General features: G+C 62.0%; 14 protein-coding genes. 5 read left to right on the top strand and 9 right to left on the bottom strand.

Going from position 1 to position 13,583, the window contains the following annotated elements:
• Positions 1-99: 99 nt before the first annotated feature.
• From ACWTU7_RS06535 to ACWTU7_RS06525, 3 genes are all read left to right on the top strand, one after another.
• Positions 100-1,311, top strand: a complete 1,212-nt coding sequence (locus tag ACWTU7_RS06535) for an NADP-dependent isocitrate dehydrogenase (RefSeq protein WP_455838191.1) — start codon at positions 100-102, stop codon at positions 1,309-1,311.
• 107 nt (positions 1,312-1,418) lie between these two features.
• The gene (locus tag ACWTU7_RS06530) at positions 1,419-1,916 is read left to right on the top strand and encodes a Rap1a/Tai family immunity protein (RefSeq protein WP_455838190.1); all 498 of its coding nucleotides are present in this window, start codon (positions 1,419-1,421) and stop codon (positions 1,914-1,916) included.
• An 83-nt stretch (positions 1,917-1,999) separates the two neighbouring features.
• A complete protein-coding gene (locus ACWTU7_RS06525; RefSeq protein ID WP_455838189.1) occupies positions 2,000-2,626 on the top strand; it encodes a glutathione S-transferase family protein in 627 nt (208 codons plus the stop codon).
• Positions 2,627-2,831: 205 nt separating this feature from the next.
• Here ACWTU7_RS06525 and alaS read toward each other — a convergent pair whose 3' ends face one another.
• Both alaS and recA read right to left on the bottom strand, forming a co-directional pair.
• On the bottom strand, positions 2,832-5,498 hold the full coding sequence (gene alaS / locus ACWTU7_RS06520) for an alanine--tRNA ligase (protein WP_455838188.1): 2,667 nt from the start codon (positions 5,496-5,498) through the stop codon (positions 2,832-2,834).
• 255 nt (positions 5,499-5,753) lie between these two features.
• A complete protein-coding gene (gene recA / locus ACWTU7_RS06515) occupies positions 5,754-6,851 on the bottom strand; it encodes a recombinase RecA (protein WP_008875470.1) in 1,098 nt (365 codons plus the stop codon).
• Between the two features lie 273 nt (positions 6,852-7,124).
• On the opposite strand from recA, the gene ACWTU7_RS06510 reads away from it, so the two are divergent.
• A complete protein-coding gene (locus ACWTU7_RS06510) occupies positions 7,125-8,063 on the top strand; it encodes a carbohydrate kinase family protein (RefSeq protein WP_455838187.1) in 939 nt (312 codons plus the stop codon).
• 19 nt (positions 8,064-8,082) lie between these two features.
• Here the strand turns inward: ACWTU7_RS06510 and ACWTU7_RS06505 are convergent, their stop codons facing one another.
• Positions 8,083-8,406, bottom strand: coding sequence for a TfoX/Sxy family protein (locus ACWTU7_RS06505; protein ID WP_029353596.1), 324 nt, complete (start codon positions 8,404-8,406; stop codon positions 8,083-8,085).
• A gap of 93 nt (positions 8,407-8,499) precedes the next feature.
• Between ACWTU7_RS06505 and ACWTU7_RS06500 the strand changes: the two genes are divergently transcribed.
• Positions 8,500-8,997 carry a GFA family protein gene (locus tag ACWTU7_RS06500; RefSeq protein ID WP_029353593.1) on the top strand — a complete coding sequence of 166 codons (498 nt, stop codon included), beginning with the start codon at positions 8,500-8,502 and terminating at the stop codon, positions 8,995-8,997.
• Positions 8,998-9,006: 9 nt separating this feature from the next.
• Here ACWTU7_RS06500 and sufA read toward each other — a convergent pair whose 3' ends face one another.
• From sufA to ACWTU7_RS06470, 6 genes are all read right to left on the bottom strand, one after another.
• Entirely contained in the window at positions 9,007-9,387 is a 381-nt protein-coding gene (gene sufA, locus ACWTU7_RS06495; RefSeq protein WP_029353590.1) for a Fe-S cluster assembly scaffold SufA, read from the bottom strand.
• 110 nt (positions 9,388-9,497) lie between these two features.
• Positions 9,498-9,890 carry an SUF system Fe-S cluster assembly protein gene (locus tag ACWTU7_RS06490; RefSeq protein ID WP_455838186.1) on the bottom strand — a complete coding sequence of 131 codons (393 nt, stop codon included), beginning with the start codon at positions 9,888-9,890 and terminating at the stop codon, positions 9,498-9,500.
• A gap of 5 nt (positions 9,891-9,895) precedes the next feature.
• Entirely contained in the window at positions 9,896-11,137 is a 1,242-nt protein-coding gene (locus ACWTU7_RS06485) for a cysteine desulfurase (RefSeq protein WP_455838185.1), read from the bottom strand.
• Positions 11,138-11,234: 97 nt separating this feature from the next.
• Entirely contained in the window at positions 11,235-12,503 is a 1,269-nt protein-coding gene (gene sufD / locus ACWTU7_RS06480) for a Fe-S cluster assembly protein SufD (protein WP_455838184.1), read from the bottom strand.
• 40 nt (positions 12,504-12,543) lie between these two features.
• On the bottom strand, positions 12,544-13,299 hold the full coding sequence (sufC, locus tag ACWTU7_RS06475; RefSeq protein WP_029353585.1) for a Fe-S cluster assembly ATPase SufC: 756 nt from the start codon (positions 13,297-13,299) through the stop codon (positions 12,544-12,546).
• Positions 13,292-13,579 carry a hypothetical protein gene (locus ACWTU7_RS06470; protein WP_455838183.1) on the bottom strand — a complete coding sequence of 96 codons (288 nt, stop codon included), beginning with the start codon at positions 13,577-13,579 and terminating at the stop codon, positions 13,292-13,294. Before ACWTU7_RS06470 ends, sufC begins: the two co-directional genes overlap by 8 nt.
• Between the last annotated feature and the right edge of the window lie 4 nt (positions 13,580-13,583).

Here is a 13,583-nt window from a genome sequence, read left to right as displayed (position 1 = left end):
CGTTTGCGCGGCCAAAAATGCTTTGATATACGGGCCCCATCCCCGGCCGAAAGCCATGCGGCAAGGCCGTTCCGATCCCAACAATGAGGCATTCTTTCCATGGCGAAGATCAAGGTGGCGAACCCGGTCGTCGAGCTCGACGGCGACGAGATGACCCGCATCATCTGGCAGTTCATCAAGGACAAGCTGATCCACCCCTATCTCGATCTGAAGCTTGAATATTACGACCTCGGCGTCGAGCACCGCGACGCCACCAACGACCAGGTGACCATCGAGGCGGCCAATGCCATCAAGAAACACGGCGTCGGCGTGAAATGCGCGACGATCACGCCCGACGAGCAGCGCGTCGAAGAATTCAAGCTGAAGAAGATGTGGAAGTCGCCGAACGGCACGATCCGCAACATCCTCGGCGGCACCATCTTTCGCGAGCCGATCATCATGAAGAACGTGCCGCGGTTGGTGCCCGGCTGGACCAAGCCGATCATCGTCGGCCGTCATGCTTTCGGCGACCAGTACCGCGCCACCGACTTCCGCTTTCCCGGCAAGGGCAAGCTGACGATCAAGTTCGTCGGCGAGGACGGCAAGGTGATCGAGCATGACGTGTTCGATGCGCCGGCCGCCGGCGTCGCCATGGCAATGTACAACCTCGACGAGTCGATCCGCGAATTCGCCCGCGCCTCGCTGAATTACGGCCTGCTGCGCAATTATCCGGTCTACCTCTCGACCAAGAACACCATCCTCAAGGCCTATGACGGTCGGTTCAAGGACATTTTCCAGGAAGTCTACGAGGCTGAGTTCGAAGCCGAATTCAAGGCGAAAAAGATCTGGTACGAGCACCGGCTGATCGACGACATGGTCGCCTCCAGCCTGAAATGGTCGGGCGGCTATGTCTGGGCCTGCAAGAACTATGATGGCGACGTGCAGTCGGACACTGTGGCGCAAGGCTTCGGTTCGCTCGGCCTGATGACATCGGTGCTGATGACGCCGGATGGCAAGACGGTGGAGGCGGAGGCCGCACATGGCACCGTCACCCGTCACTATCGCCAGCATCAGAAGGGCGAGGAAACCTCGACCAATTCGATCGCGTCGATCTTCGCCTGGACACGCGGCCTCGCCCATCGCGCCAAGCTCGACGACAATGCCGAGTTGAAGCGTTTTGCCGAGACGCTGGAAACGGTCTGCATCCAGACCGTCGAGGCCGGCTTCATGACCAAGGATCTGTCGCTGCTGATCGGTCCCGACCAGCCATGGCTTTCGACCACCGGCTTCCTCGACAAGATCGACGAGAACCTGCAGAAGGCGATGGCCTGAGCCACCGGTTTGCGCCAGCAAATTCGTCGCGCCAGTTGCGACGAAGGGCGGCGACTAAAAAGAACCGGCCGCCCTCGATCATTCCCCAACAATGAGGCCACTTGCTCATGGAAAAGTGGAACCGTTCATTTTGCTTGGCATCAGCGATTGTGTTGGGGGCTGGTTCCGGTGCCTTTGCAGATCCGAAGCCCGGAGAGGACATTTGGTACTTTCAAAACGGCAGCATGCTTCTCAAAAACTGTGATGCCTACCTCAGGCTGATAAAAGGACTAGCCAGCAAAACGCCGCAAGGTGAGAAGGCTGAATTCTACTTTGATGCTGGCCGGTGCAAAGGCACGATCGAAAGCACGTCGGACACCCTTGCATTACAAAAAGATTCGCTTCGGGGCGGCATTCTTCCAATTGCGTGCGTTCCCGATCACGTTCGGATATCCACCTTGGTCAAATTTGTGGTCGACTACGGCCATATGCATCCGGAACTTGGTGCAACCAATGCTCAAAATTTCATACGATATGCGCTGGCCGAAAAGTATCCGTGCAGTGTGAAAAACTCGCCTCAGCCCTCGACGGGAATTTGTGACGCGGAGGAAGAAAATTGCGGTTGATCGGTTGTTCGGCGATTAGCGGCCGGCAATTTACCACGACCTAACAGCCAGTTGTCCTAGCAGTAACCGACGGGTGTACAATCATGAGCAGGCCAGTCGTCTACGGGGCGGACTACAGCGTCTACGTGCGCATCGTCCGCCTCGCACTCGCGGAAAAAGGCATCGACTACGAACTTGTGCCGGTCGACATCTTTGCGGCGGACGGCATTCCCGGCTGGTATTTCGACCATCAGCCGTTCGGCCGCATCCCGGCCTTCGAGCATGACGGGTTCCGCCTCCACGAGACCAGCGCGATTACGCGTTACATCGATGAGGCGTTTGCCGGGCCGGCCCTCCAGCCGGCGAATGCGCGCGCCTGCGCAACCATGAACCAGATCATCGGCATGCTCGACGCCTATGCCTATCGGGCCATGGTCTGGGATGTCGCCGTCGAGCGGCTGGAAAAGACGGCGCCCGACGAGGCTTTGATCGCCGCCGGACTTCGGCAGGCGAGAACGACGCTTAAGGCGCTCTCATCGCTGAAGGCCGAGGGGCCATGGCTGTTGGGCGAGCAACTGACGCTCGCCGACCTGCATGCAGCACCCATCATCGGCTATTTCGTCAAGGTCACCGAAGGGCGGAAGCTGCTGGCCGAATTTCCAGATCTTCGGGACTGGTATGCCAGCATCGCGGCCCGGGAGAGCTTTGCCCGTACTGAAAAGGCTGGGTGACAAAGTCCGAAAGGCCGAGGGACAGCACCCCCCTCTGTCCTGCCGGACATCTCCCCCTCAAGGGGGGAGATTGGATGTCACGATTGTTTTCGCCAATTTTCAACGTTTGAGGAAAGGCAGGGCAATGAAGCTGCCAATCTCCCCCCTTGAGGGGGAGATGTCCGGCAGGACAGAGGGGGATGCCTCCCAGACCCCCAGCAACCGATCAGGCCGCCTCCAGAGCCGCTTTCACCGCAGCGATCGCGTCTTCGGCCCTCGAGGCGTCCGGGCCGCCGGCCTGGGCCATATCGGGTCGACCACCGCCGCCCTGCCCGCCCAATGCCGCGGATGCCACGCGGACCAGATCGACGGCGCTGAAGCGGCCGGTCAGGTCGTCGGTGACGCCGACCACGACGCTCGCCTTGTTGTCCTCGCCGGCGCCAACGAAGACGACGACGCCGGAGCCGAGCGACTTCTTGCCGGCATCGGCCAACGGCTTCAAATCCTTTGGCGCGACGCCCGATACCGCCTTGCCGAGAAAACCGACACCGGCAATGGTTTCGTTTTCCGCAGGCACGCCGGCTGGCGAGCGGTCGCCCAGCGCCAGCTTCTTGCGCGCCTCGGTCAGCTCCTTCTCAAGCTTCTTGCGCTCGTCAAGCAGCGCCTCGACGCGGGCCGGCACGTCGGCCGGCGAAATCTTCAGCGTGGCAGCGACCGCCTTCAGCCGCCTGTCCTGTTCGTCGAGATGCTTTCTGGCCGCCTCTCCGGTCAGCGCCTCGATGCGGCGTACGCCAGCGGCGACAGCGCCCTCCGACACCAGCCGGACCAGGCCGATATCGCCGGTGGCGCCGACATGGGTGCCGCCGCAGAGCTCGACCGAATAGGGCTTGCCGGCCTTGTCACCGGCAACCCCGGTGCCCATCGACACGACGCGGACCTCGTCGCCATATTTTTCGCCGAACAGCGCCATGGCGCCCTCGGCAATCGCGTCATCGACGCTCATCAGCCTCGTCGTCACCGGGCCGTTCTGCACGACGATCTCGTTGGCCATCGCCTCGACGCGTTCCAGTTCCTCGGCCGAAATCGGCTTGGGATGGGAAAAGTCGAAGCGCAGCCGTTCCGGCGCGACCAGCGAGCCCTTTTGCGCGACATGAGTGCCGAGCACCTCGCGCAGCGCCTCGTGGACAAGGTGGGTCGCCGAATGGTTTGAGCGTAGTCGCGTGCGCCTGATATGGTCGACCTTCAACTCGACCGCTTCACCCGTCTTGACGGTGCCCTTGGTGACCTTGCCGAAATGCACGAACAGGCCGTCGCCCTTCTTCTGCGTGTCGGTGACGTCGATAGCAAAACCTTCGCCCGAAATCACGCCGGTGTCGCCCATCTGGCCGCCGGACTCGCCATAGAACGGCGTCTGGTTGACGACGACGCCGACGGTTTCGCCGACAACGGCGCTCTCCACCGCGGCGCCATCCCTGACTAGCGCCTGAACGATGCCTTCTGCTTGCTCGGTGTCGTAGCCTAGAAACTCGGTCGCGCCCGCCTTCTCGCGCACCGCGAACCAGACGGTTTCGGTGGCCGCGTCGCCGGAGCCGGCCCAGCTCTTCCGCGCTTCGGCCTTCTGCCGCTCCATCGCCGCGTTAAATCCCTCAAGATCGACCGAAACCCCGCGCGGGCGCAGTGCGTCCTGAGTGAGGTCGAGCGGGAAGCCATAGGTGTCGTAGAGCTTGAACGCTGTCTCGCCGTCAAGCCGGTCGCCGCTGCCGAGCGCCTCGGTCGCGTCGGCAAGCAGGCCGAGGCCGCGCGCCAGCGTCTTGCGGAAGCGCGTTTCCTCGAGCTTCAGCGTCTCTGATATCAGCGGCTGGCCGCGCACCAGTTCGGGATAGGCCTGGCCCATCTCGCGCACCAGCGCCGGCACCAGCCGCCACATCAGCGGATCACGGGCGCCCAAAAGCTGCGCATGGCGCATGGCGCGGCGCATGATGCGACGCAGCACGTAGCCGCGGCCTTCGTTCGACGGCAGCACGCCGTCGGCGATGAGGAAGCTCGATGCGCGCAGGTGATCGGCAATGACGCGGTGGCTCGCCCGGTTCTTGCCTTCCGCCTTGACGCCGGTCGCCTCTTCCGAGGCACGGATCAGCGCCTTGAACAGGTCGATGTCGTAATTGTCGTGCTCACCCTGCAGGACGGCTGCGATGCGCTCCAGCCCCATGCCGGTGTCGATCGACGGGCGCGGCAGTTCGATCCGCTCCGCCTTCGTCACCTGCTCGAACTGCATGAAGACGAGGTTCCAGATCTCGATGAAACGGTCGCCGTCCTCATCCGCGCTGCCGGGCGGGCCGCCCGGAATGTCGGCGCCATGGTCGTAGAAGATTTCCGAGCACGGGCCGCAGGGACCGGTATCGCCCATCGCCCAGAAATTGTCGCTGGTGGCGATCCGGATGATCCTGTCCTCCGGCAGCCCGGCGATCTTCTTCCAGAAGCCCGCGGCCGCGTCGTCGGTATGGTAGACGGTCACCAGAAGCCGGTCCTTGGCGATGCCGAACTCGCGGGTGATCAGGTTCCAGGCAAGCTCGATGGCGCGCTCCTTGAAATAATCGCCGAAGGAGAAATTGCCGAGCATCTCGAAGAAGGTGTGGTGACGGGCAGTGTAGCCGACATTGTCGAGATCGTTGTGCTTGCCGCCGGCGCGCACGCATTTCTGCGAGGTGGTGGCGCGCGAATAGGGACGGCTTTCCAACCCCGTGAAGACGTTCTTGAACTGCACCATGCCAGCGTTGGTGAACATCAGCGTCGGGTCGTTGCGCGGCACCAGCGGGCTCGACGCCACGACCTCGTGACCCTCTTTGCGGAAATAGTCGAGAAATGCCGACCTGATCTCGTTGACGCCACTCATGAATACTGCCTTTTCGAGAGATCCGCCGATTGCCGGCGGAAAACAGACATGGCCTTTTAGCGGTCGCACCGCACCCTGTCCAGAAACACGGAATTGCTCCAAACCGTAGCGCTGGCCGGCTGTTCACAATGACCAGAGCTATCAGCAAAAACGCAAACCGCCGGCCCAAGGCCGGCGGCATAAACACATCGATACACCAACTCAATTCGGGATACGCGAACTCAAACGGGTATCCTGGCTGGCACAGCCTGTATCTTACATCGCGCCCGCTTCGTCCTCGAAACCATCGTCTCCGCCTTCGGAACCGCCATTTTCGAGGAATTTCTCGGCGATCAGCCCGGCATTCTGCCTCAGCGCCAGCTCGATCTCGCGTGCCGTGTCGGGATTGTCGCGCAGGAACAGTTTTGCGTTCTCGCGGCCCTGGCCGAGACGCTGCGAATTATAGGAGAACCAGGCGCCCGACTTCTCGACCACGCCGGCCTTGACGCCGAGGTCGACCAGCTCGCCGGTCTTGGACACGCCCTCGCCATACATGATGTCGAACTCGACCACCTTGAAGGGCGGCGCCAGCTTGTTCTTGACCACCTTGACGCGGGTCTGGTTGCCGACGACCTCGTCGCGGTCCTTGACCGAGCCGATGCGGCGAATGTCGAGGCGCACCGAAGCATAGAATTTCAGCGCGTTGCCGCCGGTCGTGGTCTCGGGCGAACCGAACATCACGCCGATCTTCATGCGGATCTGGTTGATGAAGATGACCATGGTGTTGGAGCGCGAGATCGAGGCGGTCAGCTTGCGCAGCGCCTGGCTCATCAGGCGGGCCTGCAGGCCGGGCAGTGAATCGCCCATTTCGCCCTCGATTTCGGCGCGCGGCGTCAGCGCCGCGACCGAATCGACCACCAGCACGTCGATGGCGCCGGAACGCACCAGCGTGTCGCAGATCTCCAGCGCCTGTTCGCCGGTATCGGGCTGCGAGATCAGCAGATTTTCGAGGTCGACGCCGAGCTTGCGCGCATAGACCGGATCGAGCGCGTGCTCGGCATCGACAAAGGCGCAGATGCCGCCCTTCTTCTGGGCTTCGGCCACCGTGTGCAGCGCCAGCGTCGTCTTGCCCGAGCTTTCCGGCCCATAGATCTCGACGATGCGGCCGCGCGGCAGGCCGCCGACGCCAAGCGCGATGTCGAGGCCAAGTGAACCGGTCGGCACCGTTTCGATCTCGACGACCTGCTCGTTTGCGCCGAGCCGCATGATCGAGCCCTTGCCGAAGGCACGCTCGATTTGCGACAGCGCCGCATCCAGAGCCTTTGATTTATCCACTGCTTTGTCCTCTACCAGCCGCAAAGAATTCTGAGCCATGATACATCACCCCTTGGTCGTCAATGAAGGCCGGACAATCCGTAATCCTTATTAATTTGTACCTTTTTTGTTCTCGTCTGGCAAGGGGAGACAAACGATTGAAAAACAAACAATATCCGGATTTGTTCTTTTTTTGTTTCGTGTTTCACCCCAGGATGTATCCCGCTTCACCCGCAGGATCGTGCTGGCATCTTTCGAATCGCGCCTTCGGTTGCCGGGTTCCGCCGGACACCCTAGTCTTTGCCCGGCAACAGCAAAGGTCTCCTCCCAGGCATGATGAAGTCGCCGACAATCCTGGCCGTAGGCGGCGCCTATATAGATCGGCGCGGCCAGGTTTCGGGCGCCTTTGTGCCGGCGGCGTCGAATCCCGGCACGATGCGCGAGGCTGTCGGCGGCGCCGTCTTCAATGCGCTGCGCGGCGCCGTGCGGCGCGGCGTCTCCGGCTCGCTGCTTTCGGTGCGCGGCGGCGATGTTCTGGCCGACACGGTCTCGCGCGCCATCGCTGCGGCCGGCATTGCTGATCTATCCGTGGTGTTCCTCGATCGCACGACGCCGAGCAACACGACGATAATCGACGGCGACGGCGCGCTGATCGTCGGCCTTTCCGACATGGCGCTCTACGACCTGGCGCTTCCCAAGCAGATCCGCCGTGCCAAGGTGCGTGAGGCGATCAGCACCGCCCATGCGGTCCTGTGCGACGCCAACCTGCCGTCGACGGCGCTGGAGCGGCTGGTGGCGCTTGCCGCCGGCAAGCCGGTCTTCGCCCTCGCCGTCTCACCAGACAAGGCGGTGCGGCTCGCGCCGGTGCTTGGCAGCCTGGCGATGGTCTTCATGGACCGGCGCGAGGCCATCGCACTCGCCGATGTCGGTATCGACACGGCGGAGCGTGATATCATCGACCGCCTGAGGCGCGCCGGCCTCAAATATGGCGTGGTGAGGTCGGATGACGGTCCGGTGCTGGGTTTCGACGAGGCCGGCGCCTTCTCGATCCCGCCGCCAAGAAAAGTCACCGACGTCGCCGCCGATGCGCTGGCGGGCGCAATGGTCGCCGCCCTGCTGCGCGGCCTGACGCTGCGCGCGGCGCTGCGTGACGGCGTTGCCGCGGCAATGCTTGCGATCGAAAGTGCCGAAATTGTGCCGGTCTTTACGGCGGCAGACTTTGCCGACGCGCTGGCCCTTGTGCCCGAGCCGCAGAAAATTGGCATGAGCTGATGACCAGTGGAGAGGCGGCCTATTTGCCGGCACGCAGCCCCGCCTCATAGGCCCGGCGCGCCCAGACCGCCATCTCGTCCGGATCGTCGAAGGCGCTGTCGGGAATGCTCCAATACGGCATGGACACGAGCTTGCCGTGCCGCGAGCCGGTGTAGGTCCATTGCCGGCAGCCGGCCGCTTCGAATTCGGGCGCGCTTTCCGAGTCGGCCTTCAGCATCAATTCGCCACGGATGACGATGGCGACGATGACGCCGTCGAAGTAGATGCCCTTGCCGCCGAACATCTTGCGAATGCTGACCGGGCCGAGGCCTTCGAAAAGTTCGGCAATGCGTTCATTGTCCATGCCGCGATCATGTCACCCGGATTTCCCCTTGTCATCGCCGCAACCAAAACCATCCTGACAAGTTGAGAGCCAAATTCTTCGGAGTCCCTCATCATGCCGCTTCTGCTCAAAGGGTCCTGCCGGTGCGATGCCGTCCGCTTCGAGGTGGAAAGCCACACGCCGGTGCCGTTCATGCTTTGCTATTGCTCGATCTGCCGCAAGCAGCAGGGCGGCGGCGGCTTTGCCATCAATCTCGGTGCCGATTTCGATACGCTGAAAATCAAGGGCAAGCGCAACCTTGGCGTCTATCAAGCCGAGATCGAGGACGACGAGCATCCACAATGCGAGATCTCGTCAGGCGAGCGGAATTTCTGCAGGAAATGCGGATCGGCACTCTGGCTCTACGATCCGACGTGGCCGGAGCTGGTCCACCCATTTGCATCGGCGATCGACACAGACCTGCCGAAACCGCCTGAAAAGGTGCACCTCATGCTGAAATACAAGGCGAACTGGGTCGAGCCCGACATCGGCGAGGACGACAGGGCCTACGATGTCTATCCGGAAGAATCGATCGCCGGATGGCACAAACGAACGGGAATGTGGGTGGACTGAGGAGCCCGATCAGGCCGAAGCGCGCGCCTCGGCCAGTGCCTTCAGATCGGCCGGTTTCAACTCGACCGATTCGCCGCAGCCGCAGGCAGAACTCTGGTTCGGGTTGCGGAAGGTGAAGCCGGTGCGCAGCGTCGTCTGCTCGAAATCCATCTCGGTGCCGAACAGGAAAAGTGCGGCCTCGGGGGCGACGTAAACATGGGCGCCGTCGCGCTCGATATGGTCATCCTTCGTGTTAGGCTCGGTCACCAGGTCGACCGTATATTCCATGCCGGCGCAGCCGCCCTTCTTGATGCCAAGGCGAATGCCGTACGCATTCTCACGGGTCGCAACGATCTCGCGAACCCGGTCGGCGGCCTTTTCGGTCATCGTGATGACGGCAAAGCGTCCCATCTTTTCTTTCTCCATTGCGTGCAGGTTCAAGGCCTGCCGAATGATTCCTCACCTAAAATGGTGAAATTCTCTGCCTGGCGCAAGTGCACCAATCTTTGTCATATCCGGTGCTAGTACCAACCCACCGCTACCTGTGCCTCTTCCGACATGCGGTCGGGTGACCAGGGCGGATCGAAGGTCATGGTGACCTCGACGCCTGAAACGCCCTCCACGGCGCCGACGGCATTTTCCACCCAGCCCGGCATTTCGCCGGCCACCGGACAGCCGGGCGCGGTCAGCGTCATGTCGATCTTGACCGAGCGGTCGTCCTCGATGTCGATCTTGTAGATCAGGCCAAGCTCGTAGATGTCGGCCGGAATCTCCGGGTCATAGACCGTCTTCAGCGCCGAGACGATATCGTCGGTCAGCCGCGCCAGTTCGTCGGCGGGAATGGCCGAGGCGGAAACCAGACCGTTGGCAGTCGTTTCCGAAGCGGTCTCAGCGGTCCGGCCTACATCATCCATGATCGTCACCCGAAGAATTTTCGCGCTTTTTCGAGCGCATCGGCCAAAGCGTCGACTTCGGCCCTGGTATTATACATGCCGAACGATGCCCTGCATGTGGAAGTTACGCCGAAGCGTTTCAACAGCGGCTGGGCGCAATGGGTGCCGGCGCGGACAGCAATACCCTGCCGGTCGATCACCATCGATACGTCATGCGCATGAATACCCTGCAGTTCGAAGGAGATGATGGCGCCCTTATCGGGCGCGTCGCCGAAGATGCGCAGCGAGTTGATGGCACGCAGCCGCTGATGGGCATAATCCTTCAAATCGGCCTCATGGGCGGCAATGCGCTCGCGGCCGATCTTTTCCATGTATTCCAGCGCAGCGCCCAGCCCGATCGCCTGCACGATCGGCGGCGTGCCGGCCTCGAAACGGTGCGGCGGATCGTTGTAGGTGACGATGTCTTGCGTCACCTCCTCGATCATCTCGCCGCCGCCCATGAACGGGCGCATGCGCTCCAGCATGTCCTTCTTGCCATAGAGCACGCCGATGCCCGAGGGACCGTAGACCTTGTGGCCGGTGAAGACGAAGAAATCGCAATCGAGATCCTGGACGTCGATCGGCATATGCACGGCGCTCTGGCTGCCGTCGACCAGCACCGGAATGCCGCGCGCATGCGCGATGCGGACGATCTCCTTGATCGGCGTCACCGTGCCCAGCGCATTCGACATGTGCGTGATGGCGACCAGTTTTGTGCGATCAGTCAGCCGCTTCTCGAACTCCTCGATGTGGAAGACGCCGAGATCGTCGACCGGCACCCAGACCAGCTTGGCGCCCTGCCGCTCGCGGATGAAATGCCACGGCACGATATTGGAATGGTGCTCCATGATCGACAGCACGATCTCGTCGCCCTCGCCGATATTCGGCATGCCGAAGCCGTAGGCGACGGTGTTGATCGCCGCGGTGGTGTTCGAGGTGAAGACGATGTTGTCGGTGCTTGGCGCGTTGAGAAACCTCTGCACTATCTTCCGCGCGTTCTCATAGGCGTCGGTCGCGGCATTCGACAGGAAATGCAGCCCGCGATGAACGTTGGCATATTCCTGGGAATAAGCGTGCTGGATGGTGTCGAGCACGACCTGCGGCTTCTGCGCCGAGGCGCCGTTGTCGAGATAGACCAACGGCTTGCCATAGACTTCCCGCGACAGGATCGGGAAGTCGCGGCGGATCGCCTCGACGTCGTAGGGGATGTTTTCGACTTTCTGGTCCATCACAACTTCATCGCCTCATTCCGTCCAACACCCTCGTCCGTCTCGGCGCTACGCGCCGATCCACCTTCTCCCATCCCACAAGGGGAGAAGGAAGGCGCTAGCCGTGCGCCACGAACCAGCCGTCGAGCCTTGCTTCCAGCGCCTCGACAATCGCCTCGTCGTCCAGATCCTCAATTACCTCGGCAACGAAAGCCTTGACCAGAAGGCCGCGCGCGGTCTTCTCGTCGATGCCGCGGGCCATCAGGTAGAACAGGTGGCTATGGTCGATCTCGGTGACGGTCGCGCCATGGCCGCAGACGACATCGTCGGCGAAGATTTCGAGCTCAGGCTTGGTCGAGAACTCGCCGTCATCCGACAGAAGCAGCGTGTTGCAGGCCATCTTGGCGTTGGTCTTCTGCGCATATTGGTGGACGTTGATGCGCCCCTGGAAGATGCCGCGCGCCTTGCCGGTAACCACATTGCGGATTACTTCCGTCGAAGCCGTGTGCGGCACGGCATGGTCGAGCACCATGGTCACGTCCGTATGAGTGTCACCGGCAAGCAGGTTGATGCCGCGCAGCGTGAAATCGGCGCCTTCGCCTGTCGTCTTGACCACGATCTCCTGGCGCACCAGCTTGCCGCCGGCATTCATCACGAACAGCGTCAGCTTCGCATTCTTGCCGAGATGCGCCTTGAACTGGGCAAGATGCGTGGCCGTATCCGGCTGCTCCTGCACGATCAGCCACGTCACGTCGGCGCCCTCGTCAAGCAGAAGCTGGCTGACCGAGCTGACGAGTGCGGCGCCCTCGCCCGCCTGGCGCTCGACGATAACAGCCTTGGCGCCGGCGCCGACGCGGACGCCCAAGCGCACATGCGTCTGGCCGCCGGCCTGCAGGTTCTGCAGTTCGATCGGCTTGTCCAGTTCGGTGCCGTCGGAGATGTCGACAAAATAGCCGTCTGCAACGAAAGCGGTGTTCAGAGCGCCGATTGCATCGTCGGTGCCATACGGATCGAGCCCAGGTGCTGCGCTGCCGTCGGTCAGCTTCTCCGACAGGCGCTGCACCGCAACGCCATCAACCGTCGGCAGCTTCGTGCTCGAGACGCCGTTCAGGACTGGCAGAACGGCAGAGCCTTCAACGATCGGTGCGATCGCCTTGGCGGCAGCCGCGGGATCGAAGTCCGGCACGGAAGCCAGCAGGCGACGCAGGTCGGTGTAGTGCCAGGATTCGATGCGCCGCGTCGGCAGGCCGCTCTTGATCGCCTCGATGGCGTCGTCGCGCTTCAGCATCACCGTGCCGTCGCCGGGCAGCAGCGAGAGCCGGTCGCTGAAGGAGTCGATCAGCGCCGTTTCGGCTGGCGTTCGCTGGGGTGTCGTATGTATATTCATCAGTTTCGCCTTGCCTAGCTTTGTCTCGCCTTCTGGCATCTCACGCGGCTTGGCCGATCACGCCGGCATAGCCATTGGCCTCGAGATCGAGCGCCAGCGACTTGTCGCCCGATTTGATCACCTGGCCCCTGTAGAGCACGTGCACAGTATCCGGCTCGATGTGTTGGAGCAGGCGCTGGTAGTGGGTGATGATGACGATGGCGCGGTCGGGCGAGCGCAGCGCGTTGACGCCGTCCGAGACGATCTTCAGCGCATCGATATCGAGGCCTGAATCGGTCTCGTCGAGCACGCAGAGTTTTGGCTCCAGAAGCTTCATCTGCAGGATCTCGGCGCGCTTCTTCTCGCCGCCGGAAAAGCCGACATTGAGCGGCCGCTTCAGCATCGCCATGTCCATGTTGAGCGAGGCGGCGGCGTCCTTCACGCGCTTCAGGAATTCGGGGATCTTCAGCGGCTCCTCGCCGCGCGCCTTGCGCTGCTCGTTCATCGCCACCTTCAGGAATTCCATCGTCGCGACGCCCGGTATTTCCATCGGATACTGAAAGGCGAGAAAGATGCCTGATGTGGCGCGCTCGGCCGGATCCATTTCGAGGATCGACTGGCCGTTGTAGAGGATGTCGCCCTCGGTGACTTCATAATCCTCGCGCCCGGCGAGGATGTAGGACAGCGTCGATTTTCCCGAGCCGTTCGGGCCCATGATGGCGGCGACCTCGCCGGCTTTCACCGTCAGGTTCAGGCCGCGGATAATCTCGGTGCCGTCATCGACGATGCGGGCATGCAGGTTCTTGATCTCAAGCATCATTTTCTACTTTCGTGTTCTTGTTCTCGACGCTCGGTCCTTGACGGGATCTCCCTAAAAGCGCGCCCGCAAGATCGCCAGTAACGAACATCCAGCCAAAAAACCCAACCGCGCCTAGGCCCGCAATCGAACCACCAATATTCTTTACCGAACTCAAGCCAAACATTGCGCCTATCAGAGCCACCACGGCACCTCCAATAGCGAGCGTCAACGAGAGCATCAGAACGATGACTATCAAGCTCTCGATACGCTCGAAGAATTTCCAAGAGCGCCGTTCCATCTAA

The sequence above is a fragment of the Mesorhizobium sp. BHscii genome (assembly GCF_053848065.1).
The sequence above is the reverse complement of the archived record's forward strand: the minus strand, read 5'-3'. Positions and strand labels throughout refer to the sequence as shown.